Origin of the sequence: Spirosoma sp. KUDC1026 (genome assembly GCF_013375035.1) — a bacterium.
Lineage (GTDB): Bacteria > Bacteroidota > Bacteroidia > Cytophagales > Spirosomataceae > Spirosoma.
In genome coordinates, this window is sequence record NZ_CP056032.1 from 4580152 (window position 1) to 4600486 (window position 20335).

At 49.7% G+C, this 20335-nt stretch carries 22 protein-coding genes; 11 read left to right on the top strand and 11 right to left on the bottom strand.

Features of this window, described 5'->3' with window-relative positions:
• Positions 1-6: 6 nt before the first annotated feature.
• Positions 7-1218, bottom strand: a complete 1212-nt coding sequence (locus HU175_RS19260) for an alpha/beta hydrolase family protein (protein ID WP_176568126.1) — start codon at positions 1216-1218, stop codon at positions 7-9.
• A gap of 426 nt (positions 1219-1644) precedes the next feature.
• Here HU175_RS19260 and HU175_RS19265 point away from each other — a divergent pair, with 426 nt between their 5' ends.
• The 5 genes from HU175_RS19265 to glgX all read left to right on the top strand — a co-directional run bounded on the left by HU175_RS19265 (position 1645) and on the right by glgX (position 5839).
• Positions 1645-2358: an OmpA family protein gene (locus HU175_RS19265; RefSeq protein ID WP_176568127.1), complete on the top strand. Its 714-nt coding sequence runs from the start codon at positions 1645-1647 to the stop codon at positions 2356-2358.
• A gap of 10 nt (positions 2359-2368) precedes the next feature.
• A complete protein-coding gene (locus HU175_RS19270) occupies positions 2369-2581 on the top strand; it encodes a DUF2945 domain-containing protein (RefSeq protein ID WP_176568128.1) in 213 nt (70 codons plus the stop codon).
• Between the two features lie 6 nt (positions 2582-2587).
• Positions 2588-2935 carry a DUF3140 domain-containing protein gene (locus HU175_RS19275; RefSeq protein WP_176568129.1) on the top strand — a complete coding sequence of 116 codons (348 nt, stop codon included), beginning with the start codon at positions 2588-2590 and terminating at the stop codon, positions 2933-2935.
• 146 nt (positions 2936-3081) lie between these two features.
• Entirely contained in the window at positions 3082-3537 is a 456-nt protein-coding gene (locus HU175_RS19280) for a ferritin-like domain-containing protein (protein ID WP_176568130.1), read from the top strand.
• 184 nt (positions 3538-3721) lie between these two features.
• Positions 3722-5839, top strand: coding sequence for a glycogen debranching protein GlgX (gene glgX / locus HU175_RS19285; protein WP_176568131.1), 2118 nt, complete (start codon positions 3722-3724; stop codon positions 5837-5839).
• 58 nt (positions 5840-5897) lie between these two features.
• Here glgX and HU175_RS19290 read toward each other — a convergent pair whose 3' ends face one another.
• From HU175_RS19290 to HU175_RS19315, 6 genes are all read right to left on the bottom strand, one after another.
• On the bottom strand, positions 5898-6626 hold the full coding sequence (locus HU175_RS19290) for a DUF3891 family protein (RefSeq protein WP_176568132.1): 729 nt from the start codon (positions 6624-6626) through the stop codon (positions 5898-5900).
• Positions 6627-6693: 67 nt separating this feature from the next.
• Positions 6694-7197 carry a pyridoxamine 5'-phosphate oxidase family protein gene (locus tag HU175_RS19295; protein ID WP_176568133.1) on the bottom strand — a complete coding sequence of 168 codons (504 nt, stop codon included), beginning with the start codon at positions 7195-7197 and terminating at the stop codon, positions 6694-6696.
• A 43-nt stretch (positions 7198-7240) separates the two neighbouring features.
• Complete coding sequence (locus HU175_RS19300; protein WP_176568134.1) at positions 7241-7639, bottom strand: four-helix bundle copper-binding protein; 399 nt, start codon at positions 7637-7639, stop codon at positions 7241-7243.
• Positions 7640-7671: 32 nt separating this feature from the next.
• Entirely contained in the window at positions 7672-7842 is a 171-nt protein-coding gene (locus tag HU175_RS19305) for a hypothetical protein (RefSeq protein ID WP_228724213.1), read from the bottom strand.
• Positions 7843-8126: 284 nt separating this feature from the next.
• Positions 8127-9605: an ATP-binding protein gene (locus HU175_RS19310; RefSeq protein WP_176568136.1), complete on the bottom strand. Its 1479-nt coding sequence runs from the start codon at positions 9603-9605 to the stop codon at positions 8127-8129.
• An 87-nt stretch (positions 9606-9692) separates the two neighbouring features.
• On the bottom strand, positions 9693-10112 hold the full coding sequence (locus HU175_RS19315; protein WP_176568137.1) for a response regulator: 420 nt from the start codon (positions 10110-10112) through the stop codon (positions 9693-9695).
• Positions 10113-10575: 463 nt separating this feature from the next.
• Between HU175_RS19315 and HU175_RS19320 the strand changes: the two genes are divergently transcribed.
• On the top strand, positions 10576-11220 hold the full coding sequence (locus HU175_RS19320; RefSeq protein WP_176568138.1) for a porin family protein: 645 nt from the start codon (positions 10576-10578) through the stop codon (positions 11218-11220).
• A gap of 71 nt (positions 11221-11291) precedes the next feature.
• Here the strand turns inward: HU175_RS19320 and HU175_RS19325 are convergent, their stop codons facing one another.
• Positions 11292-12755, bottom strand: coding sequence for a sigma-54-dependent transcriptional regulator (locus HU175_RS19325; RefSeq protein WP_176568139.1), 1464 nt, complete (start codon positions 12753-12755; stop codon positions 11292-11294).
• A gap of 91 nt (positions 12756-12846) precedes the next feature.
• The gene (locus HU175_RS19330; protein ID WP_176568140.1) at positions 12847-13227 is read right to left on the bottom strand and encodes a response regulator transcription factor; all 381 of its coding nucleotides are present in this window, start codon (positions 13225-13227) and stop codon (positions 12847-12849) included.
• A 485-nt stretch (positions 13228-13712) separates the two neighbouring features.
• On the opposite strand from HU175_RS19330, the gene HU175_RS19335 reads away from it, so the two are divergent.
• Positions 13713-13874 (top strand): lmo0937 family membrane protein, encoded by a 162-nt coding sequence (locus HU175_RS19335; RefSeq protein WP_176568141.1) that lies wholly within the window; start codon positions 13713-13715, stop codon positions 13872-13874.
• Between the two features lie 222 nt (positions 13875-14096).
• On the opposite strand, the gene HU175_RS19340 is transcribed toward HU175_RS19335, so the two are convergent.
• Entirely contained in the window at positions 14097-15164 is a 1068-nt protein-coding gene (locus tag HU175_RS19340; RefSeq protein ID WP_176568142.1) for an endonuclease/exonuclease/phosphatase family protein, read from the bottom strand.
• Between the two features lie 280 nt (positions 15165-15444).
• Between HU175_RS19340 and HU175_RS19345 the strand changes: the two genes are divergently transcribed.
• From HU175_RS19345 to HU175_RS19355, 3 genes are all read left to right on the top strand, one after another.
• Entirely contained in the window at positions 15445-15693 is a 249-nt protein-coding gene (locus tag HU175_RS19345; protein WP_176568143.1) for a YtxH domain-containing protein, read from the top strand.
• A gap of 33 nt (positions 15694-15726) precedes the next feature.
• Positions 15727-16140 carry a YtxH domain-containing protein gene (locus HU175_RS19350; RefSeq protein WP_176568144.1) on the top strand — a complete coding sequence of 138 codons (414 nt, stop codon included), beginning with the start codon at positions 15727-15729 and terminating at the stop codon, positions 16138-16140.
• A 167-nt stretch (positions 16141-16307) separates the two neighbouring features.
• Positions 16308-18824 (top strand): PIG-L family deacetylase, encoded by a 2517-nt coding sequence (locus HU175_RS19355; RefSeq protein WP_176568145.1) that lies wholly within the window; start codon positions 16308-16310, stop codon positions 18822-18824.
• A 121-nt stretch (positions 18825-18945) separates the two neighbouring features.
• Here the strand turns inward: HU175_RS19355 and HU175_RS19360 are convergent, their stop codons facing one another.
• Complete coding sequence (locus tag HU175_RS19360; protein WP_176568146.1) at positions 18946-19527, bottom strand: NUDIX domain-containing protein; 582 nt, start codon at positions 19525-19527, stop codon at positions 18946-18948.
• A 54-nt stretch (positions 19528-19581) separates the two neighbouring features.
• On the opposite strand from HU175_RS19360, the gene HU175_RS19365 reads away from it, so the two are divergent.
• Positions 19582-20334 (top strand): DeoR/GlpR family DNA-binding transcription regulator, encoded by a 753-nt coding sequence (locus tag HU175_RS19365; RefSeq protein WP_176568147.1) that lies wholly within the window; start codon positions 19582-19584, stop codon positions 20332-20334.
• Position 20335: the final 1 nt, after the last annotated feature.

Here is a 20335-nt window from a genome sequence, read left to right on the forward strand (position 1 = left end):
AAAGGCTTACTGATTCATAGAACCAAAGAAATTATAGGTTCCCAGTATGTAGTCAAAGATTCCCGTAGCGTGGGTGCGCCCAGCCAGTCGGTAGAGCGCTACGTTGGTAGCACCCCGTTTCTGCATGGCGTCATAGGTATTCTGGGAGTTCTGGAAAAGCACCGTTTCATCCGCATCGCCGTGGTACAGGCGAGTCGGTGTGGCTGGTTTCCAGTCGTGAATATCGTTATCCTGTACGGCTTTCAGAAAATCAGTATCTGTTCCGTTATTAATTCCCTGCTTGAAACTATCGGTAAACGTAGTATTCAGGCTGACGTTTATGTTGGCGTTGACTCCCTGCGACGTAATTTGTGATGCGTAGGGTTCTTTAAAGTAGTATGACATGGGGCGATTCAGCCCGTAAATGCGATTGTACGTCTGCAGTACCCAGATATACAACCGGTTAACACTGGCAAGACCACTTGTCTGGTCGTTGATGACCGTCCGCATGAAAGCAGGCTTGTCATAGGCGCCGGCTCCGCAGCTTGACGCTACCAGGTTAAACTCCCCTTTCGTTTCTTCTTCAATTTTTTTCTGCAGTGCCAGCGTCGCATACCCACCTTCCGAATAACCGGCCAGAAACAGACGCTTGTCCCAGTTGACCTTATTGTCGCTCAGGAAATCCTTTGCCGCCCGGAGCATATCGAGCGAAGCCGTTGCCAGACCATTGCGGTGTTCGTAGGTATGCGGTAGGTCCTTTGATGATCCGTAACCAATGTAATCCGGCGCGACAATGATGTACCCCTGCGAAGCAAACACCGACCCGAACGTATTGACTTCGCTGCTCGTCTGGAAATTTGAGGGCGCATCGGTATCGCTCAGGATTGTACCGTGCTGCATACTCATCATCGGCAGCGATGCGGTGCCATTCTCAGGCGTGGGCACAATAATAGCCCCCGAAGCCGTTACAGGCTTCCCATCCGTGTTGGTTGTAGTGTACTCTAGTTTATATACTTTAATGCCATAGCGGAGAAAAAACTGGAGGCCAACCAGCGAGCCTGTATATCTGCTACGCAATTGGGCCTCTGTATACTGAACGATTGGCGTGCTGTTGACCAGCGTGCGGGCAGGTACTACGTTATCGGGCTGTGTACTGTCAACCACCTGGCATCCCGTCGGCGCGAGTACTAATAAACCGCTGATAAGCAGCAGCAAAAACGTTGATTTTAAGAAAAGCATCAGGAGAAATTTAGACAAAGTACTGTGCCCTTACAAAACGTATAATCAATCCTTTTCGTTTACCCGACAGCCTTTTATGCTCAAAGCCAAATTCTTATTTAAGAGCCTATTTTTCAACTGATTACAAGGCTACAAGTTGGACAGTGCTTCCAAAATATCTATATGGTGAATTGATAAATATCTGCTTTGTTTTTGATGGGAAATCGGGGAATGGACTCCACAACAATAGGCACTCGTTCCCCGATTACTCTATAAAACGAGTTCGCTTTTCTGCAGATGTCGCACCTGTCTTTTAAGTACCCATCTACCCATAAGTAACTGTTTTTCAATTTACTAGAAACATAACGTAGATTCTTGCCAGTGGTATGCGTAGCAGTATGGTACAGCATTTGGGCAACTCAATGAAATACCAAACACTCACGAACGATGAATAATACATTAAAGAACACCGGCACTAAGTCACTAGCTATTCTTATGACCGCTAGTATTTTGACGGCAGGTACCATGACGGGCTGTAAAAACTCGGGTGGTAATATGAATAAAACCCAAAAAGGAGCAGCCGTCGGTGGTGGTGGTGGCGCCTTGGTGGGAGGCATTATAGGCCGAAAAACAGGCAACACTGCTCTGGGAGCTATCATCGGAGCTACGGTCGGTGGTGCGGCAGGGGCCGTCATCGGTCGACGGATGGACAAGCAGGCGGAAGAGATGAAACGAAGCATGCCGAACGCCGAAATTGAACGCGTTGGCGAAGGGATTAAAATTACGTTTGGTTCCGATATTCTGTTCGACGTCAATTCTGCCGAATTGAAATCAGCCACCAAACGCCAGCTGACCGAGTTTGCACAGACGCTCAACAAATACGAAGACACGGATATTCTGATTGAAGGCCATGCGGATGCTACCGGCCCTGACGATCTTAATCAGCGCCTGTCCGAACGCCGGGCCGACGCAGTAGGAAACTATCTGGAGCAGCAGGGGGTAAAAACCACGCGGGTTAAAGAAAAAGGATATGGCGAAAGCCAACCTATTGCCGATAACTCAACAGAAGCTGGCCGCCAGAAAAACCGTCGTGTTGACATTGCCGTTTATGCCAACAAACAGATGCAGCGCGATGCTAAAGATGGTAAACTAGACAACTAACGAACGACCTATGGCAACGATTAAGAAAGGTGACGACGTAACCTGGAAGTGGGGCAAAGGACAGGCAGAAGGCATTGTCACTGAAGTTCATAAAAGTGACGTTGAAAAGACCATAAAAGGCAAAAAGATTAAGCGCAAGGGTTCGGAAGAGGAGCCCGCGCTTGTGATTGAACAAGATGATGCTAAAGTAGTTAAATCGGCGAGTGAAGTCGATAAAAAGTAAACGAATATGGCTACTACCACACTGGACGATCAGGAGAAAAAAGACGTTCGTCAGGAATTTGATGAACTGGTTAATATGACCCCTTCTGCCATTGAAAAATGGCTTGACACGGATGAGTCAAAGGCGGTTGGCCAGAAAAAAGGGGATAATGATGAATCGACCGGCCATAAATCCGGGGAAAAGATCATTACCATCAAGAAGAAAAAGGTTAGTGAGCTAACTGATGACGACTATGCACACATGCGCAAGGTCATTAGCTACATCAGACGCCACAGCGCTCAGGAGCCTAAAGACCCGAAGGGGTCAAACTGGGAGTACTCACTGAAAAATTGGGGCCACGATCCCTCCAAGTGATAGGTAGCTGATTAACGGTTTCGGCTGATACCGGCACATAAATTTGTTGGCAAATCCGAAACACCGACGCTAACTTTCTGATTTACTCAATAGACTAAGAAGATTTAACTTTTCTTGTTAATACACAAACCAAACGAAATTACGTTATGAATGTAAAGGAAACACGGGGCGAAATCCTCGACCAACTGAACAAACTCCTGACCCGTAGCCACGATGCCGAAGAGGGTTACAAAGAAGCAGCCGACAAAACGAAAGACGGCGAGTTGAAAAATCTTTTTCTTCAGCAATCGCGTCAGCGCGGTGAGTTTGCAATGGAATTGGACCGCGAGGTCCGGGCATTGGGTGCCGAACCAGACAACAGTACGAGCGTAGCAGCCGACCTGCACCGGGCCTGGATTAGCATCAAATCAGCATTTGCCTCAGACGACGATAAAGCAACGGTAGAAGAATGTAAGCGTGGTGACCAGGAAGCCCTGGAAAACTACAATTCGGTTCTACAGGAAACAGACTTAGTAGCCAGCACCCGTGAGTTGCTGCTACGCCAGAAGCAGAGCATTGAGTCGGCCCATGCCGCCATGTCTCGCTTGGCCTTGGTAGTGTAGTGAATGGTGGGATTGGAAAGCCTGCCCCTATTGGGGGCAGGCTTTTTTGTATCTACTCTACTAACCCTATTGGGGTAAAACTACTCACAGCTCATCACCAAAAAACATTACGATTCGTCTTCTGGTTAATTCACCAGGTGCTACGTAACCTAAAACATCATTCTATTTTTCAGTATTCTACGTTATGAGTAATAGCTCTCAAACCTCCGCTCCGTCGGAGTCTTACCAAACACGAATCGGTAAACCCTATCCACGTGGTGCCTCTTTCGACGGCGAAGGCACCAACTTTGCCGTCTTCAGTGAATCAGCAACGGCCGTTTACGTTTGTTTATATGATACGGCCGACCCGACTAAAGAAATAGCCCGGATTCCTGTTGTCGAACGGACAGATCTGGTCTGGCACATTTACGTAGAAGGCCTGCAGCCCGGCCAGTTATACGGCTACCGGGTCGATGGTGAGTACGATCCGAAGAATGGTCTTTTCTTCAACGTTAACAAACTCCTGCTGGATCCCTACGCCCGGGCCATCAATAAACCGCTTACCCACGACGACTCGCGGCTGGCGTATGACTGTAAAAACCCGGCTGACGACCGCTACCTCGTCATGAGCGATGAAGACAGCGGCCCCCAAATGGCTAAGGGCGTGATTGTTGACGATGCAGCCTTCGATTGGGAAGATGATAAGCGGCCGGATATTCCGCTTCACCGTTCGGTTATTTACGAGATGCACGTAAAGGGTTTTACGTACCTCCACCCTACCATCGACGAGAAGATCCGGGGAACTTACGCAGGACTGGCTTCCCCCGAAAGTATCGATTACCTGAAGAAATTGGGCATTACGGCCGTTGAGCTTCTGCCCGTTCACCAGTTCACCGATGAAAGTTACTGGGGTTACAACAGCATCGGCTTCTTTGCCCCGCAAAACACCTACTCGTCATCGGGTATGGCGGGTGAGCAGGTAACGGAGTTCAAGCAGATGGTCAAGGAACTGCACAAGGCTGGCCTCGAAGTGATCCTGGACGTAGTGTATAACCACACGGCCGAAGGTAACCAGATGGGACCAACACTTTCGTTCCGGGGTCTTGATAACCGGGCCTATTATCACCAGGTTGGTGACAGTCCGGAGCATTACATGGACTATACCGGTACGGGCAATACGTTCAACCTGAGCCACCCCCGCGCGTTACAGGTAGTTATGGACAGTCTTCGCTACTGGGTAACCGAAATGCACGTCGATGGTTTCCGCTTCGATCTGGCATCGGCCCTGGTACGTACCGATGAGGAAATGGGCAGTTTCTCGTCGTTCCTCGACGCAGTTGCGCAGGATCCTATCCTGGCTCCCATTAAACTGATTGCTGAGCCCTGGGACATTCAGTCGTACCAAGTGGGTGGTTTCCCAACCCGCTGGTCGGAGTGGAACGGTAAATACCGCGATACGCTCCGGGGCTTCTGGAAAAGTGATCAGGGTAAAGCCAATGAAACAACATTGCGTCTGCTGGGTAGCCCGGATCTATACGCCAACGATGGTCGTTCGCCCGCCAACAGTGTCAACTTCATTACGGCCCATGACGGCTTTACGCTGAACGATCTGGTTAGCTACAACGAGAAGCATAACGACGCCAACGGGGAGGACAATCGCGACGGCTCGAATGACAACCAGAGTTGGAACTGCGGAGCCGAAGGTGAAACAGACGATCCGGAAATCAATGAGCTCCGCGAGAAGCAGAAACGTAACTTCCTGACCACGCTCCTGCTTAGCCAGGGAACGCCAATGATCGTCATGGGCGACGAATGCGGTCGGACGCAGGGGGGCAACAACAATGGGTACAACCAGGATAGTGAGATCAGTTGGATGAAGTGGGACTGGAACGAAAAACAGCAGGCCCTGTTCGATTTCACCAGCAAGCTCACGGCACTACGTCAGGAAATGCCGCTTCTGAGTCGGCGCAAGTTTTTTGAAACCGATCAGATCGCGTTTATGCGTCCTGATGCGCATCAGATGACGTCCAGTGATCTGAATAACGGCAATACTCTTTGCCTGGCCTTGCTGATCGATGGTCGCAAAGTCGACGAACAAACCGAGGATGGCCGGGACATCGGTGATGAACAATTACTCTGGATTCTGAATGCCTACTGGGGCGATATCGACTTTACACTGCCGAAAATGCATAAGAAACACGCGCACTGGCATGTCCTGGTAAATACCGATAGTGCCGAAGTACACACTGAACACGAACCAACCCGCGGTGGCGATACGTTCAAAGTTCCAGCTCGCTCGTCGGTGCTGCTGCAGCTTCGCTAAAGATCGCTTCATCGATAAAGACAAACGGTAGATCCAGCCCAGGGTCTACCGTTTTCGTTTACGCCTTTCGGAACTGCCACTCTTTCCGCTCGATAGGTGCTTCCTGAATGGCCCGGTACAACTCAGCATCGTCAATGAAAACTACCTGCGTCAGTTCAGCGGCTTCGACATGGACAGTAAAACTTGTCGCATCAAAAGGCCAGGGATCAACCAGGATTGACCCATCGCTACGTTGTAGCAGGAAATAAGCCACCTCGTCAGGCCCCTTGCTGATCTCCAGCCGGCGCGACTCCGGGGGAACCTGATTCAGGCAAAGAATCAGCGACAATGCATCGCACCACTGCACAAAGTCATACGCATACTGCACCTCGGCGCTGGTGGCTTTGTACAGCTTACGCCACTCCTTTTGGTTAGCCACCTGCTGGTCCAGGAATTCGTCCAGCTCGGAATCGACACCCCGTTTGCCCTCGTACAGAAACGAGGTATGCATTGACAGCATCAGCGCATTCCAGCGACTTTTTTCCAGGCCTATGTCAATCAGCCGGCGGCACTGTTCAACCGAGTATTCGAGGATTTGAAACGGCAGGGGTGTCCCGGCTGCGGTCAAATGTTTTTTACCCACCCAGGGATCCTGTCCATCGTCGTGTTCAGTGAGAGCCACCAACGTTTCGATCCAGTGCGCCGGTCGCTTATCCTGTTGCCAGTACTGGGCAAACTGCACCGCCAGTAAGCCATGCGCCTGCTGGTGAATGATCTGCCATCCCGTATTTATCTGCGTTACAATCATGCTTGTCAACAAAAAAAGGGTAGCCAGCGGTAACCGCTAACTACCCCTCCTGGTGGGTATTTCTCCCTTAATTATAAACTTTTTTGTTCTCGCCCATGTCCGGAACCGTATCCGTCAGTGCGGCTTTGGCCTGCTCAAAGAAGCGGACCATTTTGCTCGAACTGGAGTTCCAGTATTCGGCCATCTGAGTATGTACTTTCAGCAGGATCAATTCCGGATCTTCCTTTCCTTCGGGGAACCAGGCTTTGACCTGTGGATCCCAGAGTTCATCAATCTTCGCTTTATCATCGACTTCCGTAGCCGTCCCCGAAATCGATACATAATCGGCATCGCTGACATCAGCAAAAGACAAGTTAACCCGGCTTTCGTTCTGGTCGATCTGCTCTACTTTCGGCGACGTACGTTTGGTAAAGAACCAGAGCGTACCGTTTTCGTCCATCTGCATCGCTGCCATTGGTCGACTGACTAGGTTCCCCTGTTCATCAACTGTAGTCATCATGGCAACACGAATGTCGTCCACCATATCCCTGACTTTTGTCAGTTGGCCATTCTTTTGTTCTTTCGCTTCCATATCGTTGAGTTGGTAAGTATTTGTGGGAGTAAGCCTTTCGCGATTAATAACGCACCGGCTCGTTCATCGTTACTCCGTAAAACACAGCAGCGGGCACTTTGTTTGTCGCCTGTTCAGAGAGCGACGAAACATTGAGGATAGACAGGCAACTCTGAATGGCTTCGAGACACGCCTTTTCTGCCATCTCCTTTCCAGTCTGCTGAGGAGATAATTGCTGAAGGCAGCTTTCGCAAACGTGAATACAATCCTTTGCCAAGTGCTGGACCTTGTCTGTACCACGCAGATAAAGCATGGCTACCTGACGGCACATGCTAGCGCAATCCAGATGCAATAGAATTTTCTGATACTGGTTTTCGTCCCGGTCCGAAACCGAACACTCGGCAGCAACAGCTTCGCAACGAACGGCGCAACGCACCAAAGACCGGTAAATGTCTTTTTCCAAAATCGTAGGGTGATTAAATCAATAACGCGATCTTAGGCGTAGGTCGGTACGTTGACAGACTCTACTTTCCGTAGCCGAGCCCAACGACGAGCTTCTTCGACACTCAGCATTACAACGCGCTGTTTATCCGTCTGCCCCTGTTCGAGCAGACTGTTCGCGATTTCGATTGCTTTAGCGCGAATGCTGGGGTTCAGGGAACGCATGGCAGCGGGAAAGTGAGTAGGAGTCCACATACGGTTTATCATTTACAGAAACCATAGTGCTGATATTGTGCCAGATCTTTTTACTCCTGTCGTAAGTAGTTGTTTTACGCTATATATCAATCGCTTACGTATAAAATCCACCCGTCGACTTATCTAAAGGTTGACAATATAGATAGGCTATTTGTAGAGAATAGAAACCGACTGTAGACAAAACTCTACAGTTAGCTCTACAAAAAAAGCCAGCTTTCCCCAAGCTGGCTTTCCTGTCGATCGTCGCGCTGATTTTATTGCGGGAAGTAAAGTTTGAACGTAGTGCCTTCGCCCAGTTCACTCTCGACATCAATCGATCCTTTGTGGCTATTGATGATATTCTGTGTCGCAGTGAGCCCCAGCCCCATGCCGCCCGATTTACCGGTAAAGAACGGATCGAACAGGCGCTGGCGATCGGCCTCACTGATTCCCCCGCCGTTGTCGCTTACTTCCACGCAAACCCGGGCGTCATCGGTAGTGTACGTTCGTACTTTCAATATGCCCTTGCCCTCCTGCATAGCTTCGACGGCATTGACCAAGATATTCAGCAGGGCGGTTTTTACCTGATCGCTGTCAATCATGCCCTGGCAGTTTTCCTGGGCAAATTCAGTTTCAATCCGCATCCGCTTCAACTTGATTCGGTCGTTTACCAGTTGAAGAGTCGATTTCACCACGGCATTGAAATCCTGCTTTTTCCGTTCGAGTTCGCGGGGTTTCGACGAGTTGAGCATTTCGGTAATCAGCTGGCCAATCCGGTCGACGTTACGCCCAATGATATTGGTGTACATGGTGATGTACTCGTCGTCGGTATTCAGTTCATCTTTCAACTGCTCCAGCGCAAGGCTCAGGTTTGTCAGTGGATTCCGGACTTCGTGCGCAATGCTCCGGGCAATCTTACCGGTCATGGTCAGTTTTTCGGCGAGAATCAGGTCCTGCTGGGCCCGCTTCTGTTCGGTAATATCGCGCACAATACCCTGATACCATTCGGGCTGACCAATTACGTCCTCTACCGCCCAGACGGACAACAGGCAGATTCGTTTCCGGCCATTCTTGTGAATAAGGGTTGTTTCGTAATCCTTGATTTGTCCGTGTTCACTCACGTTGAACCGGAGTGCCCGCAGGTGATTCAGATTGGCGAACAGGCGCGCCGGATTCAGACGCTGCAATTCTTCCCGGCTGTAGCCCAGCAGTTTTTCGACCGCCGGGTTAGCATCCTGAAAATGCAGGTCACCGGAAGCCACGAAAATGGCATCCATCGATCGTTCGAACAAAGACCGGTACTTGTTTTCCTGGCTGGCCATTTCAGCCAGTACACTGGCTTGTCGCAGCGCATACCGGATGCTACGTCCCAGCAACTGCGCATCGATACGGCCTTTTACGAGGTAATCGGCGGCTCCCAGTTCCAGCGCCGATTGATCGACTGTCAGATCGTCCTGGCCCGTCAGCAGAATCATAGGAGCCCGGCAACCCAGATGCTGCGCGGCCTGGATCAGATCAATACCTGTGTGGTGCCCCAGCCGGTAATCGACCAGATAAACATCATGTTCATTCTCTTCAAGCGCTTTCAGGGCGCTCTCGTAACTGTCAATCCAGTCTAACTTGATGTTGGCGTTCTCCCGGGCCGAAACCAGCGCTCGGGTAAGCATATAATCGTCTTCGTCGTCTTCGACCAATAACACACGAATCATCGATTTTTTATCAGTAACGTCAAGTGGTGTTGCAACGGAAATCATAACCAGTGAGTGTTAATACGTACGAGTAAGAGCGGATCGTACGGACAAAGGTATAATCAAATATTGTTTGTGTTGGCTGCCAACGAATTAAGGCAACTTAACGGTATCTATCCAGTACGTTTTCAACGAACTGACAATCTCTACCAATCGGTTAAAATTGAATGGTTTTATAACGAACGAGTTGACTCCCAGATTATAGGTCCTGATCACATCATCATCGGCCGATGACGTAGTCATCACAACTACGGGCAGCCGGCGCAGAGCAGGGTCATCTTTGATTTCTCGCAGCACCTGAAAGCCGTTTTTGCGGGGCATATTCAAATCCAGGATCAGCAGCTTGGGCCAGGGTGCATTGGCTTCATTAAATTCACCTTTCCGATACAGGTAATCCATTAGGTACTCGCCATCCTCAACAAACCGAATTTGTTGCGTATACCCGCATTGCCTGAGTGCCTGCTCCATAAACAGCCGGTCATCTATGTCATCGTCAGCAATCAGAATTGTCATAGGTGCGTAGTCACAATACATCCCGGAGCAAAGAAAAGAAATTATAAATCAATAGCGAACACACCTACTAATTGGTAGGTAGTGTAGATCCATCGGGAATACGATTCCTGAAGCGTATACTTTGCAAAATAGGGAGTTAGCGTTAACGAAATTAGTTAACTATTTACTCAAACAGGTGAGTATCAACTGAAGAACAAACGACCTAACCCTGAACATGAAATTTAACTTTTCAAACTTTGCCGTAAGTCCTTTACTAATCGTATTTATTCTACAGAATGGGGAATTTATTACGCACCTTCCGGAATACACTATAAATTATTAGTTAGAACCTGGAGACCGTAAATTAGTATAATACAAGCGAATAGGCCTTTGCAAAGCAATCAGCGTAGGTTTGGCACGAAATTGACATATAAACCAGATATACACGTTTTCTTTTCACGATCTATTACAGCTTACTAACGCTATGAAAAAGTCAATTGGAACCCTGTTTGCTGCCGCGCTTCTTACCGTTGGTGCTTTTGTACTAAACCCATCTACCGCAGCCGCTCAGGGACGTACCCGTGTCGGAATTAAAGGTGGTTTGAACGCAAGTTCTCTGTTTTACGACAGCCCGAATGCCAGCAATAAAAACGAACGTATTGGCTTCCACCTGGGCCTGTTTGCTCAAGCGCCCATCGGTGAGTTTTTCGCTATTCAGCCCGAATTGTTGTATACCACAAAAGGTGCCGCTGCTGATTACAATCTGGTAGGTGCCCGGGGCCGTAATACGTTTCAACTGAACTACGCTGAGTTACCGGTACTGGCAACCTTCAAATTAGGACAGGCGGTTGAACTGCAGGCGGGTCCTTACGCTTCGTATCTGCTGAACTCGAACCTAAATTCAAACGGTGATTTCGGTACCGGTACCTCGTCAATCAACCGCGATAATTTTAATAAAGTCGATTACGGTCTGGCGGGTGGTCTGAACGTATACCTCGGCAAATTTCTGGTTGGTGCCCGCTACTCGCAGGGTATTCAGAACATCGCTAACAGCGGTACCGCTAAACTGCTACTCAATAACGCTAAAAACAGCGTAGGGATGCTGACAATCGGCTACAGCTTCAACTAAGAAGTGCCTTAACGAAACAAAAAAGCCGGATCTTTTCAGATCCGGCTTTTTTATATACTTTGATCGGTTAATCACAGATGAATATCATACGCTTTCAGTTTGTTATAAAGCGTCTTGCGGTCGATATTAAGCACTTCGGCAGCTTTGGTTTTATTGTAGCCGGTTTTCTCCAGCACTTTCAGAATGGCAGCCCGTTCGGCATTTTCCGATACCGATTTCAGGTTAGCAGCCGACTGTGAAATGACCGGTACGCCGGGACGAACGGTATCGAAATTCACCTGAACGTTACCGGTTGGCACCTCTTCGCTGGAGAAATACTGGGGCGTAATGATCTCGTGAGGCAGTACATCCACTTCAACAAAATCACCCTGGGTAAGCAGCACAGACCGTTTCACAACGTTCTGAAGCTCACGCAGGTTACCGTGCCAATAGTAATCCTTCATCTTTTCCTTCGCTTCATCGCTGAAACCAATGACGGACTTTTCGAGCTGGTTGTTGGCAATCTCCAGAAAATGCTCGGCAAACAACATAATGTCAGCCCGGCGTTCGCGCAGGGGCGACAGATGAATCTCGAACTCGTTGATGCGGTGGTAGATATCTTCCCGGAAACGGCCCTGCCGGACTGCTTCCCGCAGGTCTTCATTGGTAGCAACAATAATCCGCACGTCGACGGCAATATCCTGGTTGCTCCCAATCCGGCGGATCTTTCGTTCCTGCAGCACGCGCAGCAGTTTGATCTGGTTGTCGTATGAGAGATTTCCGATTTCGTCCAGAAACAGCGTACCGCCGTTGGCGAACTCAAAACTCCCCGCCTTGTCGGACATAGCCCCCGTAAAGGCTCCTTTTACGTGCCCGAACAGTTCACTCCCAGCCAGTTCTTTACTGAGGGCACCACAATCGATGGCCACAAATGACTTCTCAGCCCGTTTGCTTTTGAGGTGAATGGCATTGGCCACGAACTCTTTTCCCGTTCCCGTTTCACCCGTAATGATAACGGACATATCGGTTGGGGCGATCAGTTCTATGTGTTTCTGAAGTTGCTCGGCCACGCGGCTTTTACCGAAGATGAACCGTTTGCCATTCGGCGCCAGATTAGCCTTTGCCGAACTGGCTTTAACGGCCGACGTTTTAACCCCTTCATCTTCGACTTCTTCGTTCTTCTTCATCGATTGGGTACGTCGTTCGAGAGCAGCCTTGATCGTATAAAGAATTTCGTCGGGATATAGTGGTTTGGTTACGTAGTCGTAGGCACCGTGTTTAACCGTCTGAACGGCAACCCGAACATCGGAGTAGCCGGTAATAATGATAACCGCCGTACTGGGATTCATCACCTTGATTCGGCGAAGCATCTCCAGACCGTCGATGTCAGGAAGTTTAAAATCGCAGATAACTAATTCGAACGACTCCTTGCGTAACAACGCAAGACCATCTTCACCCCGTTGCACGGATGCGGTCTTGTAGTTCTGTTTGCTGAGGAAGCGTTCCAGCAGCAGGCAGATATCGTTGTTATCATCAACAATGAGTATTTTTTCCATGTATGAGTACGTACAGCTTATACAGACAACCCAGGCCCAACAAGCATTAAAATGATGGCAAAGATTGATGAAGCCGTGTCAACAAAGTTACTCAAACCTGCATGCTTTCCAAAGCCGTTTCAACAGACCGCCGGGTAAACGGTTTTCCGATAAAATAATCAGCTCCCTGGTCTGTCGCTCGCTTGCGTTCAGCCTGTCCATCAAAGGCGCTGATCATAATTATTTTAATGTTCGCCTGTGCTCCGCGAATCATGGGAAGTAGGTCGAAACCAAGTCCGTCGGGCAGATTCAGATCCAGAAATACGGCATCGAACTGCTGTGTAGTCAGACATTTACGGCCTTCCTCGATAAAATGGGCACAGGTTGGCTGGTAGCCCAACCGGCGCAGTAAACCCGACAGCAGTAAGCATATATCTGTTTCGTCGTCTATAATTAAAATACGCTTTGCCCCCGTTGAGTTAGTTGTATTCATTGCGGTTGGTCTAAACTGCTGGTCCGCATTAACTCTCGTCATTGTACTCACCACAGTAAATTCTAATTTCGTGTTCACCTGTACCGGTACTTATATAAAATATAATGCCGAAAAAAGGGAGTGGCCCATCCTACTGATGATTTTGTTAGTTAAACATCGGGGAATAAGCAATTTGCCAAGCTAATGATTGATAGGGGCAACCGTCAGCCATTTTCTGTGGAGTGTGTTTCAGGGGAACTGCCCGAGTCATTTCTCCACATTATTTCTACAGTTGTAGAATAATATCCACAGCTTTACATACCCCAGTACATTTATGGCATGGGCCGTTTCAGGTTGGAAAAGCCATTTTGAGTGCTCATTTACAAGTGTATAGCCGGTATATACTCTATGAAACAAGTCTACTCTAAAATCTGGCACATCTTTTTCTATTAAGAAGACAATTGCGAGATAGTTTTGCTCTGATTTACTCAAATTAAAGAAACGTTATGGGAAACCTACTTTACACAATAGCGGTCGTACTGATCATCATATGGCTGCTAGGCTTTCTGGGATTCAATAGTTTTGGAATGGGAAGCTTGATCCACGTGTTGCTGGTGATTGCAATCATTGCAGTCGTCCTGCGCCTGATCCAAGGTCGGGGAGTTTGAAGTAGGTAGTACCAATTAAAATATTTTGGCGGTCGTTGACCCCTTGCCTCTACAGCATTTTATAGCTTTGGGCAATCTAGTTTTAGGTTAAGTACAAGTTACGGTGGGTACGGAATCCCTGAGCCAATTTGAGCACAGGGATTTTTTGTTTTCCGACGTTTCCACTTTCTAACGGAATCACAGAATATCGACATTCCGTAATCCCGCCAAGAAACAGTTCACCTACAGAGCCTTATTAATCGTTTCATGGGTTTCTTCCAGATCGTTGCCTTCCGGCTCGGGCGTTTCGACCGCTGCTGTACGCTCCGTGTACTCGAACGTAACAAGAATAGGAAAATGGTCAGAACCACAGTTGGGCAATCGGCGCATTGACTGCAGCTGAAAATGCTCGGACACGAACACATGATCCAGGGGCCAGCGCAGAAAAAAGTATTTAGCGTGAAAGGTACTGAAGAGGCCCCGGCCAATACGCGGATCAAGCAGGCCACTAACCCGCTGAAACAGGCGGGTTGAGTGCGACCAGGCCACGTCGTTCAGATCACCGGCCACAATCGTTGGCTCGTCCATCTTTCGGGCTTCTTTACCAACCAGGAGCAATTCAGCGTCCCGTTCCGTGGAGCGGTAGTGCTCCGTGGGGGTAGGCGGCATAGGGTGCAGCCCATAGAAACGGAAGCGCTGCCCTGACCTCAATCGGATGCAGGCCCGGATGGAGGGAATATCGGCCTGTACCAAATACCGAATTTCTTCATCTTCGAGCGGGAGCCGGGAGTAAAACAGCAGTCCGTAGGTATTATCCAATGGCTCAAGCAGGCGATAGGGGTACGTCTCCTCCAGCGGTTCCATTGCTTCACGCCAGACTTCATTGGTCTCCAGCATCAGCACCAAGTCGGGCTGGTGTTTATTGACAAGCTTCAATACATCCGGGGTATGGGTATTCTCCATGTACACATTAGCCACCATCAATCGGAAGGTATTTTTTCTGGTTTCGCCCTGATCCGCCAGTTTCGGCGCGGCTTTAACAGCCTTTTGATGTATCGGAGTATACGGATATATCAGCCAGGCCTGGTAGCCGAACGCAGCCAGCAGGCCAACGGGGGCCAGCCAAAGTGGCCACTCGGCGGGCAGTCCGATGAACAGCCAGCCTGTCAGGCCAGCAACGGTCAGCATGGTTAGCTGCAAATGTGGAAAGTCCCATATTCTGACCCACCAGTAGTCGATACGTAGCAGATTAATAAAAGAAGCAATAACAACGATAATCGAGTAAATCAGCAAAATGGTGGCCGGCGTCATTTATAAAAATTTGTGGCAGGAACGGAATTGACAACTTTTTCTTAACCAATCGCACCAATAGTTAGTTAATCAAATACAGTAAGCCAGTTGCTTTTTTATCGGAAGCCGGGGAAAAGGTGGACGCCCTTGGGGAAAAAAATCCTCAAATGTTAATCTGCTCCATAGCCTGAAAAAATAAATTTATAAGCTGATAAACAGCTGGTTATAAAGTTTAATTGATTGTGGTACGGAATTTTCACAGTCGAAACCGAATTTGATCACTCACTAAATTTAAGAAACCATGAAATCACTACCCGGAATCTTAGTCGGACTTGCTGTTGGCGCTGTTGTTGGTGTTTTACTAGCTCCATCGAGCGGAAAAAAAACCCGCAAACGCCTTTCGTCGGAAACAGATTCGTTCTTCAAAGACTTGCAGGACCAGCTTCAGTCGGGCCTCGACAGCATCAAGAATCAATACACGGATTACGTCGATGCGGCCGGTTCAAAAGCTGATGATCTGATCAGCCAGGCGAAAAAGAAAATAAACTAGTCATTCACCAATTATCCCAAAACACTCCTACTGATGAGAAGTACAAGAGATTTTCTGACAGGTATCATTACCGGCGTTGTTATTGGTCTTCTAACTGCCCCGCGCAGTGGTAAAGAGACCCGCGAAAAACTGAAGGAAGAAGCTAACAAGCGCAGCGGAGACCTGAAAGATCAATGGGAAAAAGGGGTAGCTCAGGCAAAAGAAGGCTACGAGCAGGCTAAAACGCAGGTCAATCAGTACGCTGATAAAGCCAAAGAACAAGCTAGCCAGTATGCTGACAAAGCAAAAGAGCAATATGGCCAGTTGAAAGATCAGGCTACCACGGCCTACAACAACGCGGTAGCTCAGAAAGACGATGCAAAAAGCGAATACAACGCGAAAGTGGATGAACTGGCAAACGATGCTAAGTCTGGAGTTGATGAATCCAGAGACGCACTGAAAGCATAAGTTGATCAGTAGAGTATTAGCCTCTACTGTTCCTATACAAAAGAAGGGAGCTCACTTGCGATCTGCAGGCGGGCTCCCTTCTTTTGTGCGCTTGACACCCGTAAATAGATCATGTTTCGATTCCGCGTTTATCTTTGCTGAAGGTGATCTCTCTAACGCTCTTATCCGTGCGCTTTCCAACTCGACTTCTACTGCTCCTGCTTGCCTATTATTTTCCCCTTTCGGCCTGGGCGCAGGTACCTTATGGACCCATCAAGACCGCTTCTACCGGCGACATTCTCCTCAATTTGAAAAAGCTCGACGTACTGGGTTCGGTACTATACCTGGCCGCTCACCCTGATGACGAGAACACGCTGCTGCTGGCCTACATGGCCAAAGATAAACTGGTGCGGACGGCCTACATGGCACTGACCAGGGGTGATGGCGGTCAAAACCTCATTGGCCCCGAACAGGGTGAATACATTGGCGTAATCCGGACCCAGGAGTTATTGGCCGCCCGACGGGTCGATGGGCCCGATCAGTTCTTCAGCCGGGCCTATGATTTCGGTTTCTCTAAATCGACCGACGAAGCCGTACGTACCTGGGGGCAGGATAAAGTCCTCGCCGACGTTGTCTGGATCATCCGCAAGTTCCGTCCTGATGTCATCATCACTCGTTTTCCGCCCGATGCCCGCGCTGGTCACGGCCACCACAGCGCATCGGCTTATCTGGGCGAAGAAGCGTTCAAAATCTCGAACGACCCGGCGAAGTTTCCGGAGCAGCTAGCCTATGTAAAACCCTGGCAGGCAAAACGGATTTTCTGGAACGCCTTTATTCCGGGGGCCTTTTTAAGCAATAAAAAACCCGACGAAAAAGGCGATATAGTTGGCATTGAAACGGGCGTGTTTAACCCCGAACTGGGTCGCTCCTACGGTGAAATTGCCGCCGAGAGCCGCAGCCAGCACAAGAGCCAGGGCTTTGGTGCCCCCGCCAACCGGGCCGCCAAGATTGATTACCTGGTGCTGAAAAACGGTGATCCCGTCAGCAAGAATCCGTTTGAAGGTATTGACATGACCTGGAAACGCGTGCCGGGCAGTGAGGCCGTTCAGGCGCTGGTCAGTCAGGCTATTACTACCTTTAAACCAGCCCAGCCGTCGGCCTCCGTACCTACGCTGGTTAAGCTGTATCAGGCACTTGGCAAGCTGGACACGACGAATATTTATGTTAAGGCGAAGCGTCAGGAAGTGCAAACGCTGATGCAGCAGTGCCTGGGTCTCTGGTTTGAGTCGAACCCAGCAGACTATGCCGCGACACCCGGCTCAACCGTCAACGTAACGACGAACGTTGTCAGCCGCACCGACGTACCGATAAAACTCACACAGGTACGTTACTCGACCGGCAAAGATACGACGATGAATCTGGCGCTGAAACCCAACGATGTCGTGCTGCTGCCGACGACACTGACAATCCCCAAAAATCAGAAGATTTCGCAGCCCTACTGGCTCGAAAAACCGCTCGAAAAAGGACTGTTTCAAGTGGACAACCAGCAACTCATTGGCTTGCCGGAAAACCCTCCCGCAGTGAGCGCCAGCTATACCTTCGAGATCGACGGGCAGTCGTTTACGTACACCCGACCCGTCATCTACAAGTCAACCGACGCGGTTGACGGAGAGATTTACCGGCCGTTCATCATTCAGCCGGACGTAACGGCAAACCTCACAGAGCGCGTTTTCACGTTTGCCGACAATGCCCCCAAAACAGCTACGGTTGTGCTGCAGGCGGGACGTAATACCGTATCGGGCTCCCTCAAACTCAATGCTCCGGCTGGCTGGCGCATTACCCCCGCAACCCAGTCGTTTGACCTGAAAAACAAAGGCGATGAGCAACGGCTGTCCTTTACAATAACCCCTACTGCTCAGGCTACCAACGGTAGTTTGCAGGCCGTAATGACTACCGGAGCCGGTACGTTCACGACGGGACTGCGGTTTGTGGCGTACAAGCATATTCCAACGCAAACCCTCTTCCCACCCGCCGAAGCCAAACTGGTAAAGCTGGATGTGAAGGTTACCGCGAAAAATATTGGCTACGTTACCGGCGCGGGTGATGAAATTCCGGCCGCCCTGGAGCAGATGGGTTGCCGCGTCACGATCCTGGGCGCTGCTGAACTAAACGGTAACCTGACTGGCTACGATGCGATTGTGATGGGCGTTCGGGCGTACAATGTCAACCCGTCGCTAGCGCGCTACCAGCCTAAGCTGATGGAATACGTAAAAAACGGCGGTAACCTGATCGTGCAGTACGTAACCCCAGTCAACTCGTTCCTGCGCAACGAAACGCCACTGCCCCCGCTTGGCCCCTATCCTTTTGCCATTAGCCGGGAGCGCGTAACGGAAGAAGATGCTCACATGACCTTTATCAATCCGCAACACCCCCTGCTGAACACGCCTAACAAGATCACCCAGAACGATTTCAACGGCTGGATTCAGGAGCGCGGTATTTATTTTGCCCAGGACTGGGACAAGCAGTACGAACCTATTTTCTCGGCCCACGACCAGAACGAAGCCGCCAAGGAGGGTAGTCTGATCTACGCGAAATACGGCAAAGGCCACTACATGTACACTGGCCTGGTGTTCTTCCGCGAGCTCCCCGCTGGCGTGCCGGGCGCGTATCGGCTGTTTGCCAATATGCTGTCGGCTGGTAAGTAGTACAGAGTTTTGACAGAAGAGTAAAGACGAGAGGAGAAAGACTATTGGTACATTTTCTTTCGTCTTGAGTCTTTACTCGTTTGTCTTTTTTCTTACGTCTTTGCTCTTCTGGCCAGACAAGTCAATTCTGAGCCAGCTGGCGCAGGCGCAGGTGTTGCAGGAGCATGATGGTCTTACCATCCATAATTTCGCCGGTTTCGATCATCTGTACTGCCTTTGCCGTGGGAATTTCCAGAATATCGATTTCTTCTTCATCGATTCCCCCGCCGTTTAATCGCTCGGTATTGGCGGAATATTCGGCCAGGTAGAAGAACAGTTTTTCCGTCACCGAGCCGGGGCTCATGTAGGCTTCCATCACCTTCTCAATGGTCTGGATCCGGTAGCCGGTTTCTTCTTCGGTTTCGCGCCGGATGGCATCGTCCGGGTGCTCGTCGTCCAGCAGCCCCGCGCAGGTTTCGATCAGCATTCCTGATTCATTGCCGTTCACAAAGGTGGGCAGGCGAAACTGCCGCGTCAGGATCACCTGATCGGCTTCCGGGTTATGAAGTAAAATCGTGGCCCCGTTACCCCGATCATAGGCTTCCCGCTGCTGCGTTGTCCACACTCCGCTCTTATCTCGGTAGTTAAACGTAAAGCGTTTTAGTACGTACCAGTTGTCGGAGAGTAGCTTCTCTTCAGTTATTTGCACTCGCTCGTTTATCATTTTGTTTAATTTTGTTATTTTTTGATCATTTTTGTTCAAAACAACTCAGTTATCATGAATTTTCAAGCCCGGAAACGATTAATTGTGCAAACGGTCGAGGAACGGGGGACGGTCGACATTCGCGAACTGGCTGATTTGCTCCAGACTTCTGAGATGACGGTTCGGCGCGATCTGGTTCAGTTAGCGGCTTCGGGCCTGATTTACCGGACGCGGGGCGGGGCCATGAAGGTGAGCCTGGCGACCGATACGCACCGGTTTGCCAACAAATCAGCGGTCAATGCAGAGCAGAAAGATTATATCTGTCAACTAGCCGCGCAGGAGATTCAGGAGGGCGAGGTGATTTTCATGGATTGCGGCAGTACAGTGGTTCGGCTGTGCCCCTTCATTAAAAACAAACGGATTACGGTTATCACCAACTCGCTGCCTATCGTAGCGGAATTACTCGACTCAGAGGTTAAGGTTAATCTAGTCGGTGGTGAAGTTGATAAAGACCGGCAGGCTATTCATGGCGCGGTAGCCGAGGAGCACGTCGCCCGCTACCACGCCAACCGGGCGTTCGTTGGTGTAGACGGCATTTCCCTTAAAAATGGTCTGAGTGCGGGCAGCGAAAAGGAAGCCAGCATCACGACCGCTATCCAGCGGCAGGCACAGAAAACCTATTTGCTTTGCGACTCTTCGAAGCTGGAAACGGATAAATACCTCTATTTTGCGCCCCTGAGTCTGTTCGATGTCCTGATTACGGACCAGCAAGCCCCCGCTGACGTGGTAGCGGCTTACCGACAGGCGGGTATTACGTTGATTAATTAAG